The sequence below is a fragment of the Xanthomonas sp. DAR 34887 genome, from assembly GCF_041245805.1.
Lineage (GTDB): Bacteria > Pseudomonadota > Gammaproteobacteria > Xanthomonadales > Xanthomonadaceae > Xanthomonas_A > Xanthomonas_A tesorieronis.
Window position 1 is genome coordinate 687,050 of record NZ_CP162490.1, and the last position, 25,897, is coordinate 712,946.

Consider the following 25,897-nt stretch of genomic DNA (forward strand, 5'->3'; position numbering starts at 1 on the left):
TGGACCGATTCGACCGGGGAACGACACCATGCACAGCATCTGGATCAAGCGCGCGGCCGCCGCGCTGCTGTTGGCCGCCGCCTGGCCGGCGGCGCACGCCGCCCCCGATTCCGCCGCCGCCAGCCCCGGCGAGCGCGCCGTCGCCGCGGTGGACCCGTTCATCGGCACAGGCGGCGAAGGCCATACCTACCCCGGCGCCACGGTGCCGTTCGGCATGGTCCAGCTGAGCCCGGACACGCGCATCCAGCCGCGCAAGGACGCCTACGGCTGGGCCGCCGGCTACCGCTACGACGACCGCAGCCTGGTCGGCTTCTCGCACACGCACTTCTCCGGCACCGGCCATTCCGACCTGGGCGACGTGCTGCTGATGCCGATCAGCGGCGCGGTACGCCTGGAACGCGGCGACCCGGACAAGCCCGGCAGCGGCTACGGCTCGCGCTTCCGCCACGACGATGAACGCGCCGAGCCCGGCTACTACGCGGTGACCCTGGACGACTACAAGGTGCGCGCCGAGTTGACCGCCAGCGCGCGCGCCGGCGTGCACCGCTACACCTTCCCCAGGGGCCAGCCGGCGCACGTGCTGCTGGACCTGCGCACCAGCATGTACGACTACCCCGGCAAGATCAGCTGGTCGCGGCTGCGCGTGCGCGCCGACGGCACCGTCACCGGCTTCCGCGAAACCCGCGGCTGGGCGCCGGGCCGGCAGCTGTACTTCGCGCTGCGCTTCTCGCAGCCGCTGCGCGGCCACGCCCTGCACAACACCGAGCAGGACATTCCCTACAAGGGCTTCCCGCCGCCGGGCGACAACGACCCCGCCCAGCGCGCGCAGATCGAAGGCCGCCAGCTGGTGGCCAGCTTCGACTTCGGCCAGGCCACGCGCGAACCGCTGCTGGTGAAGGTGTCGATCTCGCCGGTCAGCGAGGACAGCGCCATCGCCAACCTCGATGCCGAGGTGCCGGGCTGGGACTTCGACGGCGTGCGCCGCGCCGCTCGCGCGCAGTGGGCGCAGGCGCTCGGCGCGGTGGAGGTGGACGCAGCGCCGCAGCAGCGCACCCAGTTCTATACCGCGCTGTACCACAGCCTGCTCGGCCCCACGCTGTTCATGGACAGCGACGGCCGCTACCGCGGGCCGGACAACGCGGTGCACCAGGCGCAGGGCTACACCAACTATTCGACGTTCTCGCTGTGGGACACCTACCGCGCGCTGCATCCGCTGTTGACCCTGGTGCAACCGCCGCAACGCACCAACGACATCGTCAACTCGCTGCTCGCGCACCGCAAGAACAGCCCGTACGGCGTGCTGCCGGTGTGGTCGTTCCAGGGCCTGGAGACCTGGTGCATGATCGGCTACCACGCCGTGCCGGTGATCGCCGATGCCTACATGAAAGGCATCCGCGGCTACGACACCAACGCGGCGCTGGAGGCGATGGTGGCCAGCGCCAACTACGGCCCGTACGACGGCATCGCCCAGTACCGCGAACTGGGCTACGTGCCGATCGACGAGGAAGGCGAGGCCGCATCCAAGACCCTGGAATACGCGTTCGACGACTGGACCATCGCGCGTATGGCGCAGGCGATGGGCCGCAGCGAGGTGGCCAGCGCATTCGAAAAGCGCGCCGGCAACTGGCGTCATGCCTTCGATGCGAAGACGGGCTTCATGCGCGCGCGCAAGCGCGACGGCAGCTTCCGTACCCCCTTCGATCCGGACGCCAGCGGCTACGGCACCGACTACACCGAGGGCAACGCCTGGCAATACTCCTGGTACGTGCCGCAGGACGTGGCCGGCCTGGCCCGCGCGCACGGCGGCGAGGACAAGCTGCTGGCGCGGCTGGACCAGGTGTTCGACGCCAAGGTCGATCCCAAGGTGTTTGAACACATGGAAGACATCACCGGGCTGATCGGCTGGTACGCGCACGGCAACGAACCCAGCCACCACGTCGCCTATCTGTACGCCTACGCCGGCCAGCCCTGGCGCACCCAGGCGCGGCTGCAGCAGATCATGCGCAGCCAGTACGCGGCGCGTCCCGACGGCCTGGCCGGCAACGACGATCTGGGGCAGATGTCGGCCTGGTATGTGTTCACCGCGCTCGGCTTCTATCCGGTGGCGCCGGCCAGCAACCAATACATCATCGGCCGCCCGTTCCTGCCGCACGCCACCCTGGCGCTGCCCAACGGCAAGCGCTTCAGCGTCGTCGCCGACGGCCTGGACGACGCGCATCCCTACATCGGCAGCGTCACCCTCAACGGCCGCCCGCTGGATCGCGCCTTCCTGCGGCATGAGGAAATCATGGCCGGCGGCGAATTGCGTTTCACCCTGCAGGCCGAGCCGAACACCGCCTGGGCCGCGGGCAAGGGCGCGGAGCGCGCGTATTCGATGAGCGAGTGAGTGGCGTGGGCGTCGCGATGTCGGCGCCCGGGAGCCGCAAGGTTGTGTCACGCTGTCGTCGTCTGCTGCCGAAGGCGACGCCGCGCGTGTTTTATCGTCCCCCAAGCGCTCCCTCCAGGTGTGGCCGTCGTCAGCGCGTGAAAGCGTGACCGTGCGATGACGTTAAGGCGTTCGCGACCCAATACGCCTAGCCCGAAACCAACGCGGATCGCCGTGTAGCAAGACTCTCCGTATGTAAGCCGGGCGCCGTTGCGCAGAGCGCAGGGCTGGCCGCGTATGCGCGCATTTAATGCCATGAACACATTTCATTGGCATCCGCTGTGGTCTCGTTGCACCTGGCCTCGCATCGTCTCGAGCGGCGTCGGTGCCCCGCATCGAATCCGACTGCAGGATGCGGCGCATTGTGCAGATGCCCTTCCGCTTCCGTCTTGTGCGACGGCCGATCCGGCTGCCGATGGCAAGCGACGTTGTCCGGATCGTGCACTCCCCATCACGCGAACGGGATCTTCGAATGCATGTCTGCCTGCTGTCCCCCTTGACCCATCACGATACGGCCGCAGTGGAGGCCGTGATGGCGGCCGCGCGCGCCAACGGTTGCGACCATGTGGTGTTGCCCACGCCATTCGCGCAGGACCCGCAGGGGCGATTGGCGGATCCGGCGGCCGACGATGCCGCCGGCGACGCGCAGCTGCAGCAGTGGCTGTCGCTGGCGCAGACACACGGCCTGAAGCTGCTGGTGGACCTGCGCATCGACGAGATCGGCGGCGGCAGCCGGCTGCTGCAGGACCATCCGCACTGGTTCCGCGCGCGCAGCTCCGCGCTGCCGGATCCACGCGCACAGCGCGGCACGCCCGACATCGCCCAGGGCCGTTTCGCCTACGCCGAGGAAGGCGCGGGTCTGGCGCAGTGGTGGGCGGGGCGGCTGCGCGACTGGCTGCGCGGCGGCCTGACCGGTTTCCGCGTGCTGCAGCCGCAACGCGTGCCGGCCACCTTGTGGCGCAACCTGATCGCCGACGTGCAGGCGGACATGCCCGATGCGCGCTTCCTGGCCTGGACTCCCGGCCTGGGCTTGGAGTCCTTGCGCGAGTTGCGTGGCGCCGGCTTCGATGCGGCGTTCTCCTCGCTGGCCTGGTGGGACGGACGCGGCAGCTGGTTCTTCGACGAGGACGTGGCGCTGCGCAGCCTGGCGCGCAGCGTCATCGCCACGATCGACCCCGATGCGCCGTCGGATGCGCAGCCGCCGTTGCAGCGCGCGCAACGCGTCCGCTTGGCGTCGGCGTTCGGCGATGCCTGGGCGATCGCCGAACCCACCGCATTGCCGACACCGGCCAATACCGACTCCGACGACGCACCGGCCATCGCAGTCGATGCCACGCGCGATCTGCGCCTGCGCCCGCTGCTGCGCGATGGTGCGCTGACCGCGGTCGCCGTGGAGCCGCTGGGCGCCGCGCCGTGGCTGGTGCTGCTCAACAGCGACCGCGACCACCTGCTGCCGGTGCCGGGGTCGGCGCTGCTGCGCCTGCTCGGCGACAGCGAAGCGCTGCTCAGCGACCAGGGCGAGCCGATCCAGGGCGACCAGGGCGGCACCCTGGAAGCGGGCGAAGTGCGCGTCTATCGCAGCGTGCCGGCGCGTCCGGTGCTGGCCGCCGCGCGTGCGCGCACGCCGGCCGATGTCGCCGCCGCTGCGCCGCGGATCTGCATCGAGACGGTGACGCCGTCGGTGGACGATGGCCGTTTCCCGGTCAAGCGCACAATCGGCGACCGCATCTGCGTGGAAGCCGACGCGTTCTGCGACGGCCACGACCGCATCGCCGTTGCCTTGCTGTGGCGAGCCGCCGACGCACGCACCTGGTCCACCGCGCCGATGCGCGCGCTGGGCAACGACCGCTGGCGCGGTGAATTTCCGCTGGAACGGCTGGGCCGCTACGAATTCCGCATCGAGGCCTGGCGCGACGTCTTCGCCACCACCCATGCCGACCTGGAAAAGAAGCGCGCCGCCGGCACGCTGCTGCCGGTGGACGTGCAGGAAGCGCTGGCCCAGGTCGAGGCGGCGCGCGCGCGCAGCCGCGGCGCATTGGCGGCGCGGCTGAAGGCGATCGTCGCCCGCATCACGCGCAGCGACGATCCTGCGGCACGCGCCGAAATCCTGCTGGAACCCGGCACCGCCGAGGCCATGGCGCGCGCCGACGACAAGCCGTTCCGCACCGAATACCCGATGACCTTCCGCGTCGAGGCCGAGCGCCGCGGCGCGCATTTCTCCAGCTGGTACGAACTGTTCCCGCGTTCGCAGAGCGGCGACCCCGCGCGCCATGGCACCTTCGACGACGTCATCGCGCGGCTGCCGCACATCCGTGCGATGGGCTTCGACGTGCTGTACATGCCGCCGATCCATCCGATCGGCGAAAAGAACCGCAAGGGCCGCAACAACGCGGTGACCGCGCAGCCCGGCGAGCCCGGCAGCCCGTACGCGATCGGCTCGGCCGAAGGCGGGCACACCGAGGTGCATTCCGAACTTGGCGGGCTCGAAGGCTTCCGCCGGCTGCGTGCCGCCGCGGCGGCGCAGGGCCTGGAACTGGCGCTGGATTTCGCGATCCAGTGCGCGCCGGACCATCCCTGGCTGCGCGAGCATCCGGATTGGTTCACCTGGCGCGCCGACGGCTCGATCCCGTACGCGGAGAACCCGCCGAAGAAGTACCAGGACATCGTCAACGTCGATTTCTACGCCAGCGGCGCGGTGCCCGAGCTATGGAACGCGTTGCGCGACGCGGTGCTGTTCTGGGTCAACGAAGGCGTGCACCTGTTCCGCGTCGACAACCCGCACACCAAGCCGTTCCCGTTCTGGGAATGGCTGATCGCCGAGGTGCGCGGGCGCCATCCGCAGGTGGTGTTCCTGTCCGAAGCCTTCACCCGGCCCAAGCCGATGTACCGGCTGGCCAAGGTCGGTTTCTCGCAGTCCTACACCTACTTCACCTGGCGCCAGCACAAGGCCGAGCTGCGGGCCTACATCGAAGAACTCAACAGCGGCACGCCGCGCGAATGCTTCCGCCCGCACTTCTTCGTCAACACGCCGGACATCAACCCGGTGTTCCTGCAACAGAGCGGCCGCGGCGGCCACCTGATCCGCGCCGCGCTGGCCACCACGCTGTCCGGCCTGTGGGGCATGTACCAGGGCTTCGAACTGTGCGAAGCCACGCCGCTGGCGCCGGGCAAGGAGGAATACCTGGACTCGGAGAAATACCAGCTGCGCGCCTGGCCCGAGCGCGCGCCCGGCGACATCGTCGACGAGATCACCCGCCTCAACCTGCTGCGCCGCCAGCATCCGGAACTGCAGTCGCACCTTGGCACGCGCTTCTACGTGGCGCACAACGACCAGGTGCTGTACTTCGGCAAGTTCCTCGATGAGGCACACCTGGCGCGCAGCCGCAGCCTGGTGCTGGTGGCGGTCAGCCTGGATCCGCATGCCGCGCAGGACGCGCAGATCGAAGTGCCGCTGTGGGAGCTGGGCCTGCCCGACCACGCCAGCGTCGCGGTGCAGGACCTGTGGGACGGCCATGAATTCGCCTGGCACGGCAAGCAGCAGACCATTCGCCTCGATCCTTCGCGGCCGTTTTCCCTATGGCGCATCCGCGTCGGAGCAAGTGCATGAACCTCGAAGTCGCAGTGTCCGCCGACAGCCAGGCGCGCCCGCTCGTGCGCGACGCGCTCTGGTACAAGGACGCGATCATCTACCAAGTGCACGTCAAGTCGTTCTTCGACTCCAACGACGACGGCATCGGCGATTTCCCCGGCCTGATCTCCAAGCTCGACTACATCGCCGACCTCGGCGTGGACACCATCTGGCTGTTGCCGTTCTATCCCAGTCCGCGCCGCGACGACGGCTACGACATCGCCGAGTACATGGCGGTGCATCCGGACTACGGCAGCATCGCCGACTTCGAACGTTTCGTGGCGCAAGCGCACGCGCGCGGCATCCGCATCGTCACCGAGCTGGTCATCAACCACACCTCCGACCAGCACCCCTGGTTCCAGCGCGCACGCAACGCGCCGGCCGGCTCGCCGGAGCGCGACTTCTACGTGTGGTCCGACAGCGACCAGGACTACGCCGGCACCCGCATCATCTTCTGCGACACCGAGAACTCCAACTGGACCTGGGACCCGGTCGCCGGCCAATACTTCTGGCACCGTTTCTATTCGCACCAGCCGGACCTGAACTTCGACAACCCGGCAGTGTTGGAAGCGGTGCTGGAAGTGATGCGCTTCTGGCTCGACCTGGGCGTGGACGGCCTGCGCCTGGATGCGGTGCCGTACCTGATCGAACGCGACGGCACCTCCAACGAGAACCTGCCCGAGACCCACGCCATCCTGCGCCGCATCCGCGCCACGCTGGATGCCGAATACCCCGACCGCATGCTGTTGGCCGAAGCCAACATGTGGCCGGAAGACACCCAGCAGTATTTCGGCGAGAACGCCGACGAATGCCACATGGCGTTCCACTTCCCGCTGATGCCGCGCATGTACATGGCCATCGCGCGCGAAGACCGTTTCCCGATCACCGACATCATGCGCCAGACCCCGGAAATCCCGGAGAGCTGCCAGTGGGCGATCTTCCTGCGCAACCACGACGAACTGACCCTGGAGATGGTCACCGATTCGGAGCGCGACTACCTGTGGCAGACCTACGCCGCCGACCGCCGCGCGCGCATCAACCTCGGCATCCGCCGGCGCCTGGCGCCGCTGCTGGAGCGCGACCGCCGCCGCATCGAGCTGATGACCTCGCTGCTGCTGACCATGCCCGGCACGCCGGTGCTGTACTACGGCGACGAGATCGGCATGGGCGACAACATCCACCTCGGCGACCGCGACGGCGTGCGTACGCCGATGCAGTGGTCGATCGATCGCAATGGCGGCTTCTCGCGCGCCGACCCGGCCGCGCTGGTGCTGCCGCCGATCATGGATCCGCTGTACGGCTTCCAGGCGGTCAACGTCGAGGCGCAGCAGCGCGACCAGCATTCGCTGCTGACCTGGACCCGGCGCATCCTCTCCGTGCGCAAGCGCTACCGCGCCTTCGGCCGCGGCCAGCTGCGCTTCCTGTATCCGGGCAACCGCCGCCTGCTCGCCTACCTGCGCTGCCACGAGGACGAGACCGTGCTGTGCGTGGCCAACCTGTCGCACACGCTGCAGGCGGTGGAACTGGACCTGTCCGAATTCGAAGGCCGCGTGCCGGTGGACATCATCGGCGGCGGCAGCTTCCCGCCGATCGGGCGCCTGACCTACCTGCTCACCGTGCCGGCGTTCGGCTTCTACGCCTTCCAGTTGGTCGGCAACGCCACGCTGCCGGACTGGCACGTGCCCGCGCCGATGCCGCTGCCGGATTACCAGACCCTGGTGCTGCGCGGCACGGTCGATGCCGACGCGCTGCTGCCGCACCTGGGCACGCTGGAGCGCGACGTGCTGCCGACCTGGCTGTCCACGCGGCGCTGGTTCGCGGCCAAGGACCGCGCGCTGCGCAGCGTGCGCATCGCGCGGCGCACGCCGCTGCCGGGCGCCGACGCATTGACCATGCTGGAGATCGAGGCAGAACTGGAGCATGGCGAATACGAGCGCTACATGCTGCCGCTGGGCATCGTCTGGGATCGTGAGCAACCCAGCGTGCTCGCCGAGCAGTTGGCGCTGGCGCGGGTGCGGCACGGCCGCGAAGTGGGGTATCTCACCGACGGCTTCGCGCTCAAGTCGCTGACCCACACCACGCTGGCCGCCCTGCGCGCCGGCGCGGTGCTGTCGGTCGATGGCGAAACCCACGCCGGGGCCGATGCCGCGCCCGAACAGATCCGCTTCTGCCCCACGCCGGCGCTGGCCGCGGTCGACATCGCCGACGATGCTGAGATCCGCTGGCTGTCGGCCGAACAAAGCAACAGCTCGCTGATCGTCGGCGACAAGGCGGTGTTCAAACTGCTGCGCCGCGTCTCCGCCGGCGCCAACCCCGAGATCGAACTCGGCGAGCGCTTGACCGCGATTGGCTACGCCAACGCCGCGCCCCTGTTCGGCCACGTCACCCGCGTCGATGCGCACGGCGTGGAGACCACGCTGGCATTGCTGCAGGGCTTCGTGCGCAACCAGGGCGACGCCTGGCGCTGGACCCTGGACCACCTGGCGCGCGGCGCCGAGGAATATGCCGCCGCGCAGGACGACACCGCACGCGAGGAGAGCGTCGCCGGCTACGACGCCTTCGCCGCCGTGGTCGGCAAGCGCCTGGCCGAACTGCACGACGTGCTGGCCCAACCCACCGACGCCGCCGCGTTCGCGCCGCAGCCGGTGGATGCCGCGGCCGCGCGGCAGGTGGTCGCCGGCGTGGAGCACGAGGTGCAGGCGATGTGGGAGACCCTGTCCGCGCATCGCGACAGCAGCGAGGACGGCGCCGAGCGCGCCGCGGTGGACGCCTTGTTCGCGCAACGCCCGCGTCTGGACGCCTGGCTGCAACAGGCGCCGGCCCTGCTCGACGGCGCGCTGCTGACCCGCGTGCACGGCGATTTCCACCTCGGCCAGATTCTCGTCGCGTTCGACGACGTGGTGCTGATCGACTTCGAAGGCGAGCCGGCCAAGTCGCTGGACGAACGCCGCGCCAAGGCCAGCCCGCTGCACGACGTGGCCGGTTTCCTGCGCTCGCTCGACTACGCCAGCGAAGTCTCCGCACGCGGCGAAGAGGGCACCGCCGCGCGCGTCGGGGTCGGCCTGGACAGCGCGCTGGATGCGTTCCTGTCCGCGTTCCGCAGCCGCGCCAGCGCCACCTTCCTGTCCGCCTACCGCGCGGTCCTGGACGCCAGCCCGCACCCGTGGGTGGCGCCGGCCGCGTTCGAGGCCACCACGTTGTTGTTCCTGATCGAAAAGGCCAGCTATGAAATTCGCTACGAAGCCGCCAACCGCCCGGCCTGGATCATGGTGCCCATACAGGGACTGTTGCGCATACTCGAGCGCTTTCCCGCGCCGCAGGAGGCGATTCGATGAGTGATGCCGGCCACGCCTGGGACGAAGCGACACTGCGCGCCTTCGCCAACGCCCGCCATGGCGACCCGTTCGCCGTGCTCGGCGCGCACCGCATCGGCGAGGCGCGCGTATTGCGCAGCTACCAGCCCGGCGCCGACGCGGTGAGCGCGGTGCTCGACGACGGCCGCGAGGTGCCGCTGCAGGAAGGCCCCAGCCCGGGCTTCTTCGCCGCCACGCTGCCCGACGACGGCCGTTACCGCCTGCGCATCCGCTGGCCCGGCGGCGAGCAAGAGACCGAGGACGCCTACGCCTTCGGCCCGCAGCTCAGCGACTTCGACCTGCACCTGATCGCCGAAGGCCACCACCTGCAACTGGCCGACGCGCTGGGCGCCAACGTGGTCGAGGTGGACGGCGTGCGCGGCACCCGCTTCGCCGTGTGGGCGCCCAACGCCACCCGCGTGGCGGTGATCGGCGACTTCAACACCTGGGACGCGCGCCGCCACCCGATGCGCCTGCGCCACCAGGCCGGCGTGTGGGAACTGTTCGTGCCCGGCGTCGCTGCCGGCGCGCACTACAAATACGCCCTGCGCGGCCCGCGCGGCGAAGACCTGCCGGCCAAGGCCGACCCGGTCGCGCGCCGCGCCGAACTGGCGCCCGGCACCGCCTCCATCGTGCCCGATCCCGCCCCGTTCCAATGGCGCGACGACGCCTGGATGGCGTCGCGCGCGCGCCGCCACAGCCCGAACGCGCCGCTGAGCGTGTACGAGATCCACGCCGGCTCGTGGATGCACGGCGACGACGGCAGCATGCTCGACTGGGACGCCCTGGCCGACCGCCTGATTCCCTACGTCGCCGACATGGGCTTCACCCATATCGAACTGATGCCGGTCACCGAACATCCGTTCGGCGGCTCCTGGGGCTACCAGCCGCTGGGCCTGTTCGCGCCCACCGCGCGCTTCGGCAGCCCGGAAGGCTTCGCCCGCTTCGTTGACCGCTGCCACCGCGAGGACATCGGCGTCATCGTCGACTGGGTGCCGGCGCATTTCCCCACCGACGCGCACGGCCTGGCGCATTTCGATGGCACCTCGCTGTACGAACACGCCGACCCGCGCGAAGGCTTCCACCGCGACTGGAACACCCTCATCTACAACCACGGCCGGCGCGAAGTCTCCGGCTTCCTGATCGCCAGCGCCCTGGAATTCCTGCAGCGCTATCACGTCGACGGCTTGCGCGTGGACGCGGTCGCCTCCATGCTTTACCGCGACTACAGCCGCAACGCCGGCGAGTGGGTGCCCAACATCCATGGCGGCCGCGAGAACTACGAAACCATCGCCTTCCTGCGCCGGCTCAACCAGGTCGTGGCCGAACACGCCCCGGGCGCCATCACCATCGCCGAGGAATCCACCGCCTGGCCGGGCGTCACCGCCGACCTGGCGCACGGCGGCCTGGGCTTCGACTACAAGTGGAATATGGGCTGGATGCACGACAGCCTGCACTACATCGAACTGGACCCCATCTACCGCCGCTACCACCACGGCGAACTGACCTTCAGCATGGTCTACGCGTATTCCGAGCGCTTCATGCTGCCCATCTCCCACGACGAAGTGGTGCACGGCAAGCGCTCCCTGCTCGGGCGCATGCCCGGCGACGACTGGCAGCGCTTCGCCAACCTGCGCGCCTACCTCGGCTACATGTACACCCACCCCGGGCGCAAGTTGCTGTTCATGGGCTGCGAAATCGCCCAGCCCACCGAGTGGAACCACGACGCCGCGCTGCCCTGGCACCTGCTCGACGACCCGCGCCACCGCGGCATCCAGCGCCTGGTCCGCGACCTCAACCGCCTGTACGCCGAACACCCCGCGCTGCACGCCCTCGACGACGACCCCGACGGCTTCGCCTGGGTCATCGGCGACGACGCCAACAACAGCCTGTTCGCCTACCTGCGCAAGCCCAAGGGCAACGACGCCCCGCTGCTGGTGGTGACCAACCTCACCCCGCTGGTGCACCACGGCTACCGCATCGGCGTGCCCCGCGGCGGCCGCTGGCGCGAACTGCTGAACTCCGACGCCGAGATCTACGGCGGCAGCAACACCGGCAACGGCGGCAGCGTGCGCACCGAGAACGTCGGCGCGCATGGGCATGCGGCGTCGCTGTCGCTGACCATCCCGCCGCTGGGGGTGCTGGTGTTGGGGTTGGAGGATTGAGGGGAGGGCGGTTGAGCGGATAGCGGCGCCGCATCGGCCACCGATGCGGCGCTGTTGCGGCAAAGCAGGCTGTTGTGGGAGGGACTTCAGTCCCGACGGGCTTTCCCAGCCCACTATCAGAGCTGACGCTCTTCCATCGCGGATTGCCGGTGGCGTCCCAATCAGGCGCAGTCCTGCCTTTTGCCCTGGGTAGCCAACACGCATGCGAGTCAGCGGCTGCACGCGCATCGGACAGCCCAGGAAGACACGACACCACCGCGGACGCTAAACTCACGCCCGCCTCGGCGCCTTCCTCTGCATGCACGCCAGAGGCGCCAAGCCGGCGGCCACGCATCGGCCCGCCCGCTCCGGACGCGTCCGGGCCTATAGCTCAACGGTTAGAGCAGAGGACTCATAATCCTTTGGTTCCAGGTTCGAATCCTGGTGGGCCCACCATCAGCATGCAAAGGCAATAGCATGTGGGCTGCCGTTGGATGGGGCGACAGATGAAACTCCAACCGATCCCGTTCTCACCTGTCGGCTTAAGATGATACGGACGCTCGCAGGCTAGAACTGGGCGCGCAGCGGCGGCGACGCATGAGGGTCATCGGAACACAGTTTAACTGAGGGGTAGCCCTAGAAGATCGCTGCAACTTCCGTGGTAGCAGCTAAAGGCTCGACGACAAAGGCCACGAGCGCAATTTGATGCAAGCTCAACGTTTTTCAGATAAATTCCAAGCAGACGGTCGAAGCCGTCGGGGAGCTTGACCATTACGTCTGTTCGCTGCATCGCCGCGAGCACGCCGTTATTCCAACTGGAAGGAACCATGCAATGAAGAGAGGGAACGTTCTCGGCCTAGTCATAGGCACCATCCTAGTGACCGGAACCACTGCGGCGACATTGGCTTACGCAGGTGGGTGGTGTACGCCCACCAATTGCTATGTCTGGGAGTCCGTCCCGCCCGGCTGGGGAAGCGGAGGAAGCGGCTCCGGCAGCTACGACAATACCCAGACGTATGGGCAACCGGATCCCCAAGCGGTATGTGAAGACCTCACCGCCAACCCAGAACCGAACTGCAATGTGAATAATCCGCCGCCGCTGATCCAGAACGGATGTGGATCGGCCTCTGTGGACGTACCAGACTTTCTCGTTTCCTTTACGATCCCGTGGCCGCGGCATCGTATGGCGGAATCTTTACAGCGGCTTGCAACAAACACGATGTTTGCTATGGAACCTCGTGGCAGACAAAAGCCTGGTGCGATGCTGATCTTAAGAATGACATGATCGCCGGCGCTAAGGCCGCCATTCCAGCAAGTGTTTACCCAATCTTCCAGGCTGATGTTGAGGGGCAGGCGAATGCATACTCAGCTGGACTTCAGTGGGGAGCCATTGAAACATTCGTCGCAATACCTGTCTGGATGGATGCGCAAGTTGACGCTCGTTGCCGGACGTGGTCGTATGCCATGAAGTACTACTGTCACTAAGAAAAAGGACTTCATCATGAAACATAAGGCAGTTGTACTTGGTGTCTTGGCTCTCGTGCTAATCGCTGGAGTAGCGGCATATAGCTATAAGCACGTCGCTCCTGAATCCTCGGGAGGTCACGTAGACGGTGCACCAAGGCAATTGGGAGAGTACACCGCTGCAGAGAAAGAACTCCGGCAAGCGGCCACCAAGAAGCAGTCATTCGCGCCAAGGAAAGTTGCGGTCGGCGACATTCTTGCGGGGGACACCAGGGTGGTGGCCCTGTCGGAGGACGAACGGGCTTGGTTGGAAAACCACCACTTCTTAACCAGAGCGGAAATAGAGGCAGCGAAGTCTATTCCGGATGAAACGCTAAAAAAGTCTCGCACAGACGCACTTTCGCAAACTCTGTGGGGACTGCGGCTGCTGGATAGAGGCGACACGACTTCCGCTGCCTCAGTTCTAGAAAATGCAGCTTCGCACGGCTCTATCTATGCGTATGAAGAAGCAGCTGTCGCGCAGCTCAAGCAGCAGATTCAAAACAACAGGGGCGATGTGGATCAAAGTACGCAGAATGCGTTTCGCGCTCGTATGGAGGTGGCGAAGATTATGGGGGATCACAGAGCGGATGCACTGTTCTCCGAGTATTTCCCAAGTTATGATAGCCAAGCTAATGCACAAGCTGTACAGACTCAGACGACGGAGTTTTTGCGCCAGCTGGGGGCCAATACGCAGGCCCAGGGAACAACATCCGCAGGTCCCGATCCGCGACCTAATGCCGATCTCTGGGCGAACCTGCAAAAGCTGCAAGCTACAGGGGGATCGGCAGACCTGATCTCCGTATATGGACCATGATTCTAGACAGGAAAATTCCACAGTTCTCAGCAAGCGCCGGATGGATTCAGTCAGCATTCGCTGACCTTGGCGATCTTGTCTGTGAGCAACAATATCCCTCGCTCAATGGCGCGGCGCCCGGATGGGTCGCCGCGCTTTTGATGCACGGTAGTACGGAAGGTCTGCCAAACTACTTGGAGAATCACGCGAAGCTAATGGAGAAGTTTGAAAGCTTCGGAATTTTGAAGCGAGGCTTATGGTCATTACGCAGTGCGGGAACGCTGGAAACATGTATATTTAGGGCGAGCCCGTTAACAGCGTATAAGGCGAAAATTCGCACAACGGCAAATCGAGTTCTAACGCCTAACGCATATAGCCGAGATTACTTGCCCCCCAATCCTGTATCGGCTCGTGAAGCATGCCGACAGATTTTTCGAATCCGAGCTGCGTGGATTGCGAAAGCGGATCGAAACAATGCGCTCGCTCTTTCAACTTACATAACACTGCTAACAGTTCATCCATTAGAGGATGGTAATGGCCGAACGTGTAGAATGTTACTGGCAGCGGATACAATGGGTGGCGACAGATGCGATCCCGTTGGTGCGCTAGCCGGCTTGCTTCTTAAGAGCCAGCAATCTATGCCATTTCATCTCTCTGCGCGGTGCGCGAGGGCGGGTGACTTCCACATGCTTGCAGAATGTCACCGTTCCGCCATGGCCTTTGCCAGCGTCAACTTGACTCCAATTCTTCTCGCTTTGGATAAAGTGCCTAGCGATGATTGTGAAAAACAGATTTTCTGGGCAGAGCAGCTATTCATGGGTATATCCAAAGCGCTCCATCAAGGAAACTCGGGCCTGGGTGCTATTTCATTGTGAGGCATTGCGGGGTGTTAGGGGCGCTGTGGTAGCGCTTGGAGTTCATGCGCCTCGATTACTCTCGATGGATGCGTACTCGCCGCAGCGCCTGATAAGCCGCTGCGCATGGACAACCCAGGGAAGATCCATCGCGGACGTTAAACTCATGCGCGCCTCGGCTCCTTCCTCTGCATGCACGCCAGAGGCGCCAAGCCGGCGGCTGACGCATCGCCCGCCCGCTCCGGACGCGTCCGGGCCTATAGCTCAACGGTTAGAACAGAGGGCTCATAATCCTTTGGTTCCAGGTTCGAATCCTGGTGGGCCCACCACAAAATGTGCAAAGGCGATTTCATTCTGTCTGCTCCTCAAGATGAGCGGACGTTGGAAGTGAGACTGACTCCGTTCTTGTGTTGGTGAGGCCATTGTCTTAGAGGCGCGCCATGTACATGGTTGCCTCAAGATGGCAATGAGAAGCTATGGCGCCGGGGAGATCGAATAGGCGTGGTTTTGCGCGGAAGTCGAAGAGACGATAGAGGCGGTATTTGTCAGCATCGGCTTCCGAGCGCGCCAGTTCGTTGCGGCTGACATGGAATGGAGTCAGGATGCCGAACGCGGTGGTCTTTACCTCGATGAGTCGTTCTCGGCCATCGATCTCGTAGGAGAGTACGTCGTAGCCTAGGCCGTCGCCTTGAGAAGCGGCTATGTGTTCGACGCGATTGGCCAGGCGTTTTTGGCCGGCTGCATGAAGGCGGCGGGTTTCCAGCTCTATTACGAACAACTCGCCGGCCCGGCCCAACGATTGATTCCGCGCTTCTTGTGCCAGGTAGTCGCGTTGGACAGGCGAGAATCGGTGCAGGTAGATAGGTGGTGTCTCTCTTACCCGTGCCGCTGTCGGTGCTGGAACCCATACGGCATCCGTATCCTCTGGGGCGATCATGACGGCAGGCCGTAGCACCGCGGATTGAGCGGCGGCGTGTAGTGCATCGTTCGACTGCGCCTGCCCTCCCACCACGTCGACCAACAGCGTCTGATAGTTGCCACGCGGCTTGTAGCCATCAATGTAGGGGTAGCCGAGTGCGAGAAGGACTGTGCTGATGTTGCAGTGCTTGAACTCGATGGCGGCCCGGTTTCGCCCGTCAAGCCGCTCGGCCAGCGCACGTGCATGGACGGTCTTGCTATACCGCTGGCCGTTCAGTTCGAGCGTGAGCATGTGCAAGTAGTCGGCGACGCAGGCCTCCACTTCTTCATGCGACCAATCTGTGCCTCGTGCCATATAGCTCCTCTCGCGTGTCACAAGGTTAACTGGCAGAGGTGTAGGGAGCCAGTCCTGGCAGCGATAGCTGCATTTGCGATGTGATGCGGGTGGTAGCGATTGCTGGTGGGCTACCAGCAGCATGCAACGGCGATTGCATGTTGTCCGCTCTTGAAAATAAGCGGATGTTAGGAATGAACCTGGCCCGTTCTCGACAGGAAGGGCTGCCTGGCTGAAGGCACTCGTCGCCGTGTTGATTGGTCATTTGCCCCTCGATCGTCATTGTAGTAACGTAACTACATAGAGCTGATCTAGGAGGTGCCTTATGACCATCACAACCCTATCAAGTCGAGAACTGAATCAGGACGTGACTCGGGCAAAGAAGGCCACCAAGAGCGGCCCGGTGTTCATCACGGACCGCGGCAAGCCTGCGCACGTGCTGTTGAGCTTCGAGGACTACCAACGGCTGACCAGGCAGCGGCGCAACATTGCCGACGCGCTGGCGATGCCGGGCGTTGCAGACATCGAGTTCGAGCCGCCGCGCGTGACGATTGGAGCCCGGTCGGCTGATCTTTCGTGATGTACGTGCTCGACACCAACGTGCTGTCTGAGTTGCGCAAGGTGCGGCTCGGCAAAGCGGATGCGAATGTGGCGGCGTGGGCGGAAAGCGTCGATGCCGCCGATCTCTTCATCTCGGCCATCACCGTCATGGAACTGGAGCTTGGCGTTCTGTCGATCGAACGCAAGGACGCTACCCAGGGCGCCATGCTGCGCTCGTGGCTAGAGCAGCACGTACTGCCCGAGTTCTCCGGGCGCACATTGCCGATCGACACCGCTGTAGCGCAACGCTGCGCCCGGTTGCATGTACCCGACAAGCGTGGCGAGCGCGATGCACTCATCGCGGCGACGGCGCTGGTGCATGGTATGGCGGTGGTTACGCGCAACGTCCCTGATTTCCAGCCCACGGGAGTTCCCATCGTCAATCCATGGGGGGCGTTGCCATGATCGCGTACGAGCTTATGCGCAAAGTTATTGAAGTTGTCTGCTATGGAAAGAAGTGAGGATTAGAAGTTAGCCTAACCTCGTTCATTTGATCAAGCTACGCGGGTCTCGAACAAACTTGCAGGGAATGCTATGCCCATCACCGGCGTTAAAATAAAAGGTCTAAGCTGCTTCACGGATGAATATTGCGGTTTTGATGAATTCAAGTTGATCAATGTGATTATAGGTCGGAACAATACCGGCAAGTCGCAGCTGTTGAAAGTCGTTCAGAGTCTTTGCTCGCCGGATCGAGCAAAGTCACGCCTTCCTGCTTCGTATCAGTTCAGTGGGACGTTTGATAAGACGACTCTGCAAGGGATCTTTTCCGGCGCACAGCGATCCAGCGTTCTTGGCGTCCCGCACCAGGAGACAAATTGGTCATTCCACGGAGAGCGGTTTGTCGACACTCCGGTGAGCTGGATCGAGAACGCTCACGTGCTTGTCGAAGAGCTCGCGCATCACGCCAGAGAGAATGATGCTCGTGGCCACGTTATTCGCCATGAAGTTAACGAGGCAGTGGAAATGGAGCTAAATAAGGCGGCTAGCCGGCTCAGAGCTCCGTTTGTAGACAAAGTCTTCCGTCACATTCTGGCCGATCGCGACATCAGGAACGAGCCAGCAGGCACAAAGCTTGAGCTTCGATCAGATGGGCAAGGAGCGACCAACATCATCCGCGACCATCTCATCCGAGCCGACAACATAATGGTGACACGTCAGATCATACAAGCTGATTTGCGGGGCGCACTCAACCACATATTTGGCCCCGACGGTTCATTCTCTTCAATCTCGGTGCAGCAGCATGGCGATGGTGAGTGGGAAATATTCTTAGAAGAATCTTCCAAAGGACTTATTCCGCTGAGCAACTCGGGGAGCGGCTTGAAGACTGTCATCCTCGTGCTGCTCAGTCTCTTGGTACTTCCTACGCTTGAGAGGAAAAGCGCAGACGAGTATGTATTTGCTTTCGAAGAATTAGAAAACAACCTCCACCCCGCATTGCTGCGCCGTCTGTTAAAGTTTATCGATACGTTCGCAGTTGCGAATCAATGCCCGATCTTTCTGACAACCCATTCAAGCGCAGCGCTAGACCAGTTCAGTCGCTCGGACCACGCACAGTTTGTTCGGGTATCTCATGATGGAATAGCCGCAATGACACAGACGATCTCGGCACATTTTGATCACTCGCAGGTGGTCGGTGACTTGGGTGCACGCGCGTCGGACATCTTGCAAGCGAACGGTATCATCTGGGTTGAAGGGCCGTCAGATGCCATCTATGTCAACCATTGGATCCAACTGGTCTCCGAAGGCACGCTGCTGGAAGGCCGAGACTATGCTTGTGCCTTCTATGGTGGCTCACTCTTAGCTCGGACAACCTTCGGCGACCCAACAGGACCTAATCCCGAGAAACTCATTCAGCTGATTCGGCTCAATCGTAATGCTGTGTTGATATGTGATAGCGATAAATCATCAAAGGGTAGCGCGCTCAAGCCGCGCGTGCTGAAAGCTCAAGAAGAAGTGGCAAAGCTCCGAGATGGATACATGTGGGTAACGGCTGGCAAAGAGATCGAGACCTACCTTCCTGGCTCAGTCATTGGATCAGCGCTCCGGCTGAGTGCTGATCCTGACGATCCCGCGCAGTTTGAGATCTTTTTCCCCAGCGCATCAAAGTCAAAAAAGGGCACTTCCTACGTAGAAGCCAAGCTCAATCGAACCAACATCGATAAGGTTGAGCTTGCCCTCGCCTCTCGCGAGCACACCACGACAGCCATCATGCGTGGGCGCTTTGATTGGATCGTACGCATGCAAGAGCTCACCGACACCGTTCGAAAATGGAACGACTAGTCCTGGTCGGTTGTCGTGTCAAATGCTAAAACATCCGCGCTGGGCTGACTTAGTCCGCACCGGCAGGGTTTCGCAGGTGCCTACGTATGCCGACCGGCCAGGACCAGGACCGCGACGGACCTCAAGCCAGGTGCGATTCCGTCATGACTTCTGCTGAGACTACACATGACCTTCGCCAGGCCTGAGTACACACGAGGAGAAGTCCAGAGGGCTGGGGCGCTACTCGCCCGAACCCCAGACGAGGAGCAGGCGCCCGTCGAGCGAACACAGGCTCTGGCGGTGGTGAACAACTGGCGGGCCGCGCATGCTTACCCGCTGAATACCTTCCAGGCAACACTCCGCGACAAATTGCGACGATTGGGTGTTGATGCTGTCGTGGGCGAGCGGTTGAAACGACTTCCCTCGATCCTGAGTAAACTGCAGCGCCAGCCGAATATGAACCTGCAGCAGATGCAAGACATCGCAGGTCTGCGGGCAGTCGTACATGACGCGCGCGCTATCGCCACCATTCGCGAGAACTACGAAAGCTCGCGATTTCAGCATGAGCTTCGCGGGGTCGATGACTACATCGCTGATCCGAAAATTGACGGCTATAGAAGCCTTCACCTAAATATAGATACCGGTCGTCGAACGCATCTGCCTACAACGGCCTCCACGTCGAGCTGCAGATCCGGACGAAGCTCCAGCACGTCTGGGCCACTGCGGTCGAAACGGTGGATACATTCATGCAACAGGCGATCAAGGCTGGCCGGCCGCAGGCAGGCTGGGGGGAGTTCTTTGCACTCGCCAGTGCATATTTCGCGCATGAGGAAGGTCACGCGTCGCCCAGCGTATACTTGGGGGTCAGTCGCCGCGCGATTATGGAGGCTTTGTACGACGCGGAGCGGGCACTGGGTGTTCGTGCTCGGCTTCGTGGATACACGGTCGCGGCAGACCAGATCCATACTACCGGACGCGCGGCCGCAGCTTGGCACGTTGTGGTGCTGAATACCGCCGAGCGAAGGCTCAATACCTATTCGTTTTCTGACTCCGAGCAGAGCCGGGTAAATGCGCTATATGCATACTACGAGACACGAGCTACAGCGGGAGAGCCGCTCGATACGGTCGTTGTTCGCGGCGGTGACGTACGGTCACTCAGAACTGCCTATCCAAACTACTTTCTAGACGCGACAGCTTTTCGAGTGAAGCTTGATCGCCTCTGCATTGAGGTTGGACGCTGGCGGACCCGGGTGCGACTTCGCCAAGCGTTAGGTAGCGATGATGATTGAATCCACAGTGCGAGAGGAGATTGGCTGAGTGCATCGATAGCGGTGTCAGATTGACTTTCTCCGCTCCCGCAGGATGTCCCGCAAATGTCTACGGGTGTCCTGCTTTAAGCGTTGACAGCCTCTTTTGGTCGAGCAACTATCTGTCTGCTGCGGCAAATTCCGCAACCGGGTTTGGTCTCCCGAAATCACTTGGCGACTCCCACTCAAATGGAGGACGTCATGTCCGGTAGCGCTTCCGCTCGTTCAAAGACCAAATCTCCTCGCCGCGCCGCCAAGGTGCCGCCCTGCTGGCTCAAGCTCGAATCGCCCGACCCCTTGGATGCGATTGCCGCCGAACCGCTGCCCGGTGCAACGTCGGCACTGCCGGTGTGCCCCGAGGCCGACGAGGTCGCCGCGCCCAGGCGCTCGGTCCCGCGCCGACCCACACAATGCACCATCGGCTATCGCTACTACGATGTGGACCGCAATGGCATGCGGGTCGGGCGGCAGGTGCCCAGTCTGCGCTTGCATGGCCTGTGGCTGGAAGGCCTCGGCTTCGCGGTGGGCGGCAAGGTGCGCATCACGATGGCCAATGGCGCCCTGCTGATCACGGTCGCGCCGGTGGCGCCGCCGCCGGCGACGAAGACGCGACGCAGGTTCAAGTTGGCGCCTTAGCCGCTCGGTTTTGGCGGTGGTGTTGCTGGGGCGGCTGGGAGCCGAGTCGCTCGAGCGGTGGAGGCGGCGCGGCGCTGGCCGCGTCGTCACCACGGGCCGGCCCTTGGACGAAGTCGCCTCCGTACGACGGTAGATCGCCGTCCCCTGCGGGCAATACGGATGTTATGCGGCGATTGGCCGCCCCAATCACCGCAGAAGGTGCGGCGATTGTGCCTGCGGCGAATTGCTCAATCGTCACCGCTTCACGCGGGGCGAAACGTCCGTATCCAGCAAGTAAGGACTAGCCGGTAGCGGGCGGGCTACCTGAATATCAACTATTTGAACTTTATTCGCTTTGCGGGTATTTGCGGTTAGCTGGATAACGGCTACTGCTCCAATGCCAAAGCGCCACGTTCTGGTCGCCGCGACGCAGTTTGGCGCGACGCAGCAGTTCGCACGCAAGGCGCAAGGACTGACCCAGTCTGCACTGGCCGGCCGTCTCCGCCTGAGCCAGTCGCGGGTTTCCCTTCTAAGGCGCAAGGACTGACCCAGTCTGCACTGGCCGGCCGTCTCCGCCTGAGCCAGTCGCGGGTTTCCCTTCTGAAGTTGAACGCCCATGCCTTGAGCGTGGAGCAGCTCCTGGCGTGGTGCGCGGCGCTGGGGTTGGAGTTGACCATCGGCACCCGCGGCGACCCTGCCGCGTCCTCCAGCACGCAAGCGGAGTGGTGAGATGGGGCGTCGATCGCACGGCCGCAGCCTCTCCATCTGGACCAATGGCGTGCGCGTGGCGCGCTGGACGCTTCCTGCGCGGGGGGACGTGGAACTGCACTACGACGCGGACTGGGTCGGCGCCGACCTGGGCCGGCCGCTGTCGCTGCCGCTGCCCTTCAATCGAGCAGTAGCAATCCGTTGCGGCCTCTGCGCTTGAGTGGGTGGCAAGGTGCGCATCACGATGGCCATTGGCGCCTTGCTGATCGCGGCCGCTGGCGGTGTCGCCTGCGGCGAAGGCACGGCGCCGCGCCACGTCGGGCTGTCGCCGCCGGGCCCTGGCGCGGCAACTGCCGGGGAGCACTGTGAGGCCCGGCAGGCGACCACCGCTACCTGCCGACCCCGCAAGCCTTTGGCCTTCAGCGATGTCGTTGGCCACCAGCAGCATGTCGACGACACCATTGCAGGTTTTCCAGCAAAAGCCGGAACCGCCAGGCGTGTCACGCGGACGCGCTTGGCACGATCGCCAACTCAGCCCGCCGCCCCCGCCGCCCACTGCACCGCATCCGCCCCGGCCGGCAGATACATCGGCGCCGACGGATCGGTCGCCGCGCGCCAGACGGCTTCGGCAACGTCCTGCATGCGCGTGCCCGGGCCGGTGGATTCGGCCATGCGCGCGAGGGTCTGGCGCATGAAGTCGCCATAGATCGGGTCGTCCATGCCGCGTAGGCCGGTACGGGCGGTGTCGCGAAAACGCGTCTCGCCGGAGGACCCCGGCAGCACGAGGCGCACGCGCACGCCGAATGGTTCGACTTCGCTCGCCAGCGACTCGGTGAAGGCATTCACCGCCGCCTTGGCCGCCCGGTACACGCCGACCAGCGGCAGCGGCCTGTAGGTGACGCTGGAGGTGACGTTCACCACGACGCCGGCACCGCGTGCGCGCATCTGCGGCAACACCGCCTGGGTGAGCGCCATGGCGCCGAAGGTGTTGGTGTCGAACAGGGCGCGCACGGTGTCCATGTCCATCAGCTCGAACGGCGCAGGCGCGCCGAAGCCGGCGTTGTTGACCAGCACGTCGATCGGGCCGGCCGCCGCGACGGCAGCGCGGATGCTCTGCGCGTCGGTGACGTCCAACGGCAGCACGCGCAGGCGCTCGGATGGCGGCAGCAGGTCTTCGCGCGGGGTGCGCATGGTGGCGATTACCTGCCAGTCGCGGGCGAGGAAGTAGCGGGCGGTTTCCAGGCCGAAGCCGGAGGAGCAGCCGGTGATCAGGACGGTCTTCAAGGGAATTCCTTTGCGCGTGGACGAGAAGCCACGATAGATTGCGGTCGCCGTACTCGCTACGATCCGGAGTCCTTGATTCGTTTGCGAGCGTCCAGCGATGGTGGATCCCCTTGCCGAGGTGGTGACGCTGCTGCAGCCGACCGCCCGGTTCTCCAAGCACGTGGTCGGTGCCGGTGCCTGGCGCATCCGGCGTTCCGACGCCGGGCAGCCCTTCTACTGCGCGGTGCTGGAAGGCGGTTGCTACATGGCGCTCGATGGCGGCGCGCCGATCCTGCTGCAGGTCGGCGATTTCGTGCTCGTGCCCGCGGCTTACCGCATCACGATGTCCAGCCTTGCGCCGCACGCGGACGTGGCCGAGACCATGCCGACCGCGCTGGGCAGCGGCGAGTTCCGGATCGGCACGCAGGAGGGCCCGACCGACTTGCGCATCCTGGCCGGCCACTGCAGCTTCGGCTCGCCGGATGCGGCGCTGCTGGTCTCGCTGCTGCCGCAGATGGTCTATGTGCACGGCGAGCAACGGCTCGCCACGTTGGTGCAGTTGGTGAGCGAAGAGTCGCGCGAGGCGCGGCCCGCACGCGAGGTCGTGCTTTCGCGTTTGCTGGAAGTGCTGCTCATCGAAGCGCTGCGTTCGGCCGCCGGCACGGCGGCGTCGCCGGGCCTGGCGCGCGGGCTGGCCGATGCGCGCCTGGCCGCGGCGATCCGCGCGATGCACGCGCAGCCCACGCGCGCATGGACGGTGGCGGCGTTGGCGAAGGAAGCCGCGTTGTCGCGCTCGGCGTTCTTCGAGCGCTTCGGCCGCACGGTGGGCATGGCGCCGATGGAATATCTGCTGGCCTGGCGCATGGCCTTGGCCAAGGACCTGCTGCGCCGCGATGAGTTCGGCATCGCCGAGATCGCCGAGCGCGTCGGCTACAGCTCCGCAAGTACCTTCAGCGTCGCGTTCGCCCGCCACGTCGGACAGCCGCCGACGCAGTACGCGCGCGCGAGCGGCCGCGACGCTGCGCGCGGCGAGCCGTTGGTTTCCGAAGAAGTCGAGGGCGTGGAGTAGGCAGGCGGCGCGGCCTACCGCTTCCGGGCCGGTGACTTGGTTGGAGGCGGTGCGGGCTGCGCGAGGACCGCGCCGGTCACGAGTTCGAACAGGCGCTCGGAGCGCTTGGCATGCGACGGCTGTTCGCGCAGCCAGGCCAGCGCGGCGATCAGGTCGAACAGCTCGTCGCCGTCCATGTCGGTGCGGGCCTTGCCATCCGCCTGCGCACGCGCCAGCAAGGTCGCGCCCGCGGAGCGCAGCCGCACGCAGGAGGCGTGCAGCGCGGAGGAGTCGTCTTCGATGGCGGACATCATCGGCGCGATGACGCCGCGCTGGCGATGGGTGAAGGCGATGGTCTCCTGCAGCCAGGCCAGCAGCGCCTGGTCCGAGGTCTTGGCCGTGCGCAAGGCATCGGCCTTCGCCGCCAGCGCCTCGAAGTCGTTGCGCAGCAGCGCCTCGAGCAGCGCTTCGCGGGTGGGGAAGTGGCGATACAAGGTGCCCAGGCCGACTTCGGCACGGCGCGCGATGTCGCGCAGCGAGGCGTCGGCGCCGGTGTCGGCCAGCGCCTCGCGGGCCACGTCCAGCAGGCGTTGATAGTTTTTTTGAGCGTCGGCGCGCATGTTGTCCTTTGCAAATGGAGCAGTGCTCCGTATATTCGGAGCACTGTTCCGATCAGGATACGCCATGCACAGTCCCAACGACACACAGCACACCATGAAAGCCGTCCGCCAGCGGGCGTTCGGCGGCCCCGACGTGCTCCATTACGAGGACGCGCCCATGCCCGTGCTGCGGCCGGGCGAGGTGCTCATCCGGGTCAGCGCCATCGGGCTGAACCCTCCCGACCTGTACCTGCGTGAGGGCTACAGCCGCCTGCCGCCGGAATGGCGCCCGCCGGTGGCGTTCCCACTGATCCTGGGCACGGACGTTTCGGGGGTGATCGCGGCGGTGGCGGAGGACGTGGACGGGCTGTCGCCAGGCGACGCCGTGTACGCGATGGTGCGCTTTCCGAGCGGCCTGGCCGGCGGCAGCCAGGCGTATGCGCAATACATCGCCGCGCCGCCAGCGAGGTGGCGCTCAAGCCGGCCGGGATCGATCACGTGCACGCCGCGGGCGCGCCGATGTCGTTGCTGACGGCGTGGCAGTTCCTGATCGCGCAGGGCCACGACGTCGCCAATCCATTGCAGCCCATGCCGCATAAGCCGGTGCCGCTGCAGGGCAGGACCGTGGTGGTCAACGGGGCGGCCGGCGGCGTCGGCCATTTCGCGCTGCAGTTGGCCAGGTGGCAGGGCGCGCGCGTGATCGCGGTGGCCTCCGGCAAGCACGAAGCCTTCGTGCGCGCGCTGGGGGCCGAGACGTTCCTCGACTACACCAAGGTGGCGGCGGAGGACGTGTTGCGCGACGTGGATCTGGTCGTGGATGCCGTCGGCGGCCCCGGCGCCGGCAGGTTCCTGCGCACGCTCAAGCGCGGCGGCGCGCTGTTCCCCATCTTCCCGCTCGGCTTCGATGGGCACGACGCAGCGGCGGCACTGGGCGTGACGGTGTCCACCACCCAGGTGCGCTCCAGCGGCGCGCAACTCGGCGAACTCGCGGCACTGCTGGATGCGGGCACCGTGCGCGTGGCCATCGACAGCACCTTCGCGCTGTCGCAGGCGCGGCAGGCGCACGAGCGCGCGGAGCAAGGGCACATCCAGGGCAAGATCGTGATGACGGTCGAATGAGGGACGAGGATCGCGTCATGGTCGCCACGCGTCCCGTCCAGGCCGCGGTCGAGGATCTCCTCAACAACCGCGAACTCAGTGTTGCGGAGGCCATGGACCGCCATTTCAGCGTGGCGTTTCGTCAATGCACCGATGGGAAATGGGAAGATCGGGCGGCGGTGATTCAGCGTATCGCGCAGCTGCGCGATACGCTGGAGCATGCGACGTTCACCGTTCACGAGGAGCTGTCGTGCGGGACGCGCTACGCGGAACGGCACACCATCGGCCTGGCGTTGTGCGACGGAAGCGCTATCGCATTCGAGGTCCATGTCTTCGCAGAACGCGATCGTGCGGGGCGCTTCCTGCGGATTGAAGAAGCCACGCGGCGGATCCCGGATGACGTCAGGGGATAGACAGGCAAGGCCGCTCTATGGCCATCGGTTGC

At 65.0% G+C, this 25,897-nt stretch carries 18 protein-coding genes, 2 tRNA genes and 1 pseudogene; 18 read left to right on the plus strand and 3 right to left on the minus strand.

Features of this window, described 5'->3' with window-relative positions; all coding sequences use genetic code 11:
• The first annotated feature begins 28 nt into the window (after nucleotides 1-28).
• The 7 genes from AB3X08_RS03070 to AB3X08_RS03100 all read left to right on the plus strand — a co-directional run bounded on the left by AB3X08_RS03070 (nucleotide 29) and on the right by AB3X08_RS03100 (nucleotide 15,032).
• On the plus strand, nucleotides 29-2,386 hold the full coding sequence (locus AB3X08_RS03070; RefSeq protein ID WP_369936156.1) for a GH92 family glycosyl hydrolase: 2,358 nt from the start codon (nucleotides 29-31) through the stop codon (nucleotides 2,384-2,386).
• Between the two features lie 511 nt (nucleotides 2,387-2,897).
• Nucleotides 2,898-6,032, plus strand: a complete 3,135-nt coding sequence (locus AB3X08_RS03075; RefSeq protein WP_369936157.1) for a maltotransferase domain-containing protein — start codon at nucleotides 2,898-2,900, stop codon at nucleotides 6,030-6,032.
• Nucleotides 6,029-9,388, plus strand: coding sequence for a maltose alpha-D-glucosyltransferase (gene treS / locus AB3X08_RS03080; RefSeq protein ID WP_369936159.1), 3,360 nt, complete (start codon nucleotides 6,029-6,031; stop codon nucleotides 9,386-9,388). Before AB3X08_RS03075 ends, treS begins: the two co-directional genes overlap by 4 nt.
• Nucleotides 9,385-11,571 (plus strand): 1,4-alpha-glucan branching protein GlgB, encoded by a 2,187-nt coding sequence (gene glgB, locus AB3X08_RS03085; protein ID WP_369936161.1) that lies wholly within the window; start codon nucleotides 9,385-9,387, stop codon nucleotides 11,569-11,571. The genes treS and glgB overlap by 4 nt, the downstream gene beginning before the upstream one ends.
• Before the next feature lie 359 nt (nucleotides 11,572-11,930).
• Nucleotides 11,931-12,006: transfer RNA gene (locus AB3X08_RS03090), tRNA-Ile, on the plus strand.
• 1,045 nt (nucleotides 12,007-13,051) lie between these two features.
• Nucleotides 13,052-13,870, plus strand: coding sequence for a hypothetical protein (locus tag AB3X08_RS03095; RefSeq protein ID WP_369936162.1), 819 nt, complete (start codon nucleotides 13,052-13,054; stop codon nucleotides 13,868-13,870).
• Nucleotides 13,871-14,956: 1,086 nt separating this feature from the next.
• Nucleotides 14,957-15,032 (plus strand) — tRNA-Ile (locus AB3X08_RS03100).
• Between the two features lie 98 nt (nucleotides 15,033-15,130).
• Here the strand turns inward: AB3X08_RS03100 and AB3X08_RS03105 are convergent.
• The gene (locus AB3X08_RS03105) at nucleotides 15,131-15,976 is read right to left on the minus strand and encodes a DUF3883 domain-containing protein (protein ID WP_369936163.1); all 846 of its coding nucleotides are present in this window, start codon (nucleotides 15,974-15,976) and stop codon (nucleotides 15,131-15,133) included.
• Nucleotides 15,977-16,280: 304 nt separating this feature from the next.
• Here AB3X08_RS03105 and AB3X08_RS03110 point away from each other — a divergent pair, with 304 nt between their 5' ends.
• The 7 genes and pseudogenes from AB3X08_RS03110 to AB3X08_RS03140 all read left to right on the plus strand — a co-directional run bounded on the left by AB3X08_RS03110 (nucleotide 16,281) and on the right by AB3X08_RS03140 (nucleotide 21,465).
• Nucleotides 16,281-16,535, plus strand: a complete 255-nt coding sequence (locus tag AB3X08_RS03110; protein ID WP_369936165.1) for a type II toxin-antitoxin system Phd/YefM family antitoxin — start codon at nucleotides 16,281-16,283, stop codon at nucleotides 16,533-16,535.
• Nucleotides 16,535-16,960 carry a type II toxin-antitoxin system VapC family toxin gene (locus AB3X08_RS03115; RefSeq protein WP_369936166.1) on the plus strand — a complete coding sequence of 142 codons (426 nt, stop codon included), beginning with the start codon at nucleotides 16,535-16,537 and terminating at the stop codon, nucleotides 16,958-16,960. The genes AB3X08_RS03110 and AB3X08_RS03115 overlap by 1 nt, the downstream gene beginning before the upstream one ends.
• A gap of 129 nt (nucleotides 16,961-17,089) precedes the next feature.
• On the plus strand, nucleotides 17,090-18,835 hold the full coding sequence (locus AB3X08_RS03120; protein ID WP_369936168.1) for an ATP-dependent nuclease: 1,746 nt from the start codon (nucleotides 17,090-17,092) through the stop codon (nucleotides 18,833-18,835).
• A gap of 435 nt (nucleotides 18,836-19,270) precedes the next feature.
• Nucleotides 19,271-19,402 (plus strand): annotated as a pseudogene (locus AB3X08_RS03125) (hypothetical protein); the annotation flags it as partial.
• Nucleotides 19,403-19,560: 158 nt separating this feature from the next.
• Nucleotides 19,561-20,103, plus strand: a complete 543-nt coding sequence (locus AB3X08_RS03130) for a hypothetical protein (RefSeq protein WP_369938642.1) — start codon at nucleotides 19,561-19,563, stop codon at nucleotides 20,101-20,103.
• 219 nt (nucleotides 20,104-20,322) lie between these two features.
• Nucleotides 20,323-20,757, plus strand: coding sequence for a SymE family type I addiction module toxin (locus tag AB3X08_RS03135; protein WP_369936169.1), 435 nt, complete (start codon nucleotides 20,323-20,325; stop codon nucleotides 20,755-20,757).
• Nucleotides 20,758-21,312: 555 nt separating this feature from the next.
• The gene (locus AB3X08_RS03140; protein ID WP_369938395.1) at nucleotides 21,313-21,465 is read left to right on the plus strand and encodes a hypothetical protein; all 153 of its coding nucleotides are present in this window, start codon (nucleotides 21,313-21,315) and stop codon (nucleotides 21,463-21,465) included.
• 510 nt (nucleotides 21,466-21,975) lie between these two features.
• Here AB3X08_RS03140 and AB3X08_RS03150 read toward each other — a convergent pair.
• Entirely contained in the window at nucleotides 21,976-22,728 is a 753-nt protein-coding gene (locus AB3X08_RS03150) for an SDR family oxidoreductase (protein WP_369936171.1), read from the minus strand.
• A gap of 97 nt (nucleotides 22,729-22,825) precedes the next feature.
• Between AB3X08_RS03150 and AB3X08_RS03155 the strand changes: the two genes are divergently transcribed.
• Nucleotides 22,826-23,776, plus strand: a complete 951-nt coding sequence (locus tag AB3X08_RS03155) for an AraC family transcriptional regulator (protein ID WP_369936172.1) — start codon at nucleotides 22,826-22,828, stop codon at nucleotides 23,774-23,776.
• 14 nt (nucleotides 23,777-23,790) lie between these two features.
• Here AB3X08_RS03155 and AB3X08_RS03160 read toward each other — a convergent pair whose 3' ends face one another.
• Nucleotides 23,791-24,441 (minus strand): TetR/AcrR family transcriptional regulator, encoded by a 651-nt coding sequence (locus tag AB3X08_RS03160; RefSeq protein ID WP_369936174.1) that lies wholly within the window; start codon nucleotides 24,439-24,441, stop codon nucleotides 23,791-23,793.
• On the opposite strand from AB3X08_RS03160, the gene AB3X08_RS03165 reads away from it, so the two are divergent.
• Genes AB3X08_RS03165 through AB3X08_RS03175 form a run of 3 tightly spaced genes read left to right on the plus strand, consistent with a single transcriptional unit; the run spans nucleotide 24,440 to nucleotide 25,865 of the window.
• A complete protein-coding gene (locus AB3X08_RS03165) occupies nucleotides 24,440-24,886 on the plus strand; it encodes an alcohol dehydrogenase catalytic domain-containing protein (RefSeq protein WP_369936175.1) in 447 nt (148 codons plus the stop codon). The genes AB3X08_RS03160 and AB3X08_RS03165 overlap by 2 nt on opposite strands.
• The gene (locus AB3X08_RS03170) at nucleotides 24,874-25,473 is read left to right on the plus strand and encodes an NADP-dependent oxidoreductase (RefSeq protein WP_369936177.1); all 600 of its coding nucleotides are present in this window, start codon (nucleotides 24,874-24,876) and stop codon (nucleotides 25,471-25,473) included. The genes AB3X08_RS03165 and AB3X08_RS03170 overlap by 13 nt, the downstream gene beginning before the upstream one ends.
• 17 nt (nucleotides 25,474-25,490) lie before the next feature.
• Nucleotides 25,491-25,865 carry a nuclear transport factor 2 family protein gene (locus AB3X08_RS03175; protein ID WP_369936178.1) on the plus strand — a complete coding sequence of 125 codons (375 nt, stop codon included), beginning with the start codon at nucleotides 25,491-25,493 and terminating at the stop codon, nucleotides 25,863-25,865.
• Nucleotides 25,866-25,897 lie beyond the last annotated feature (32 nt).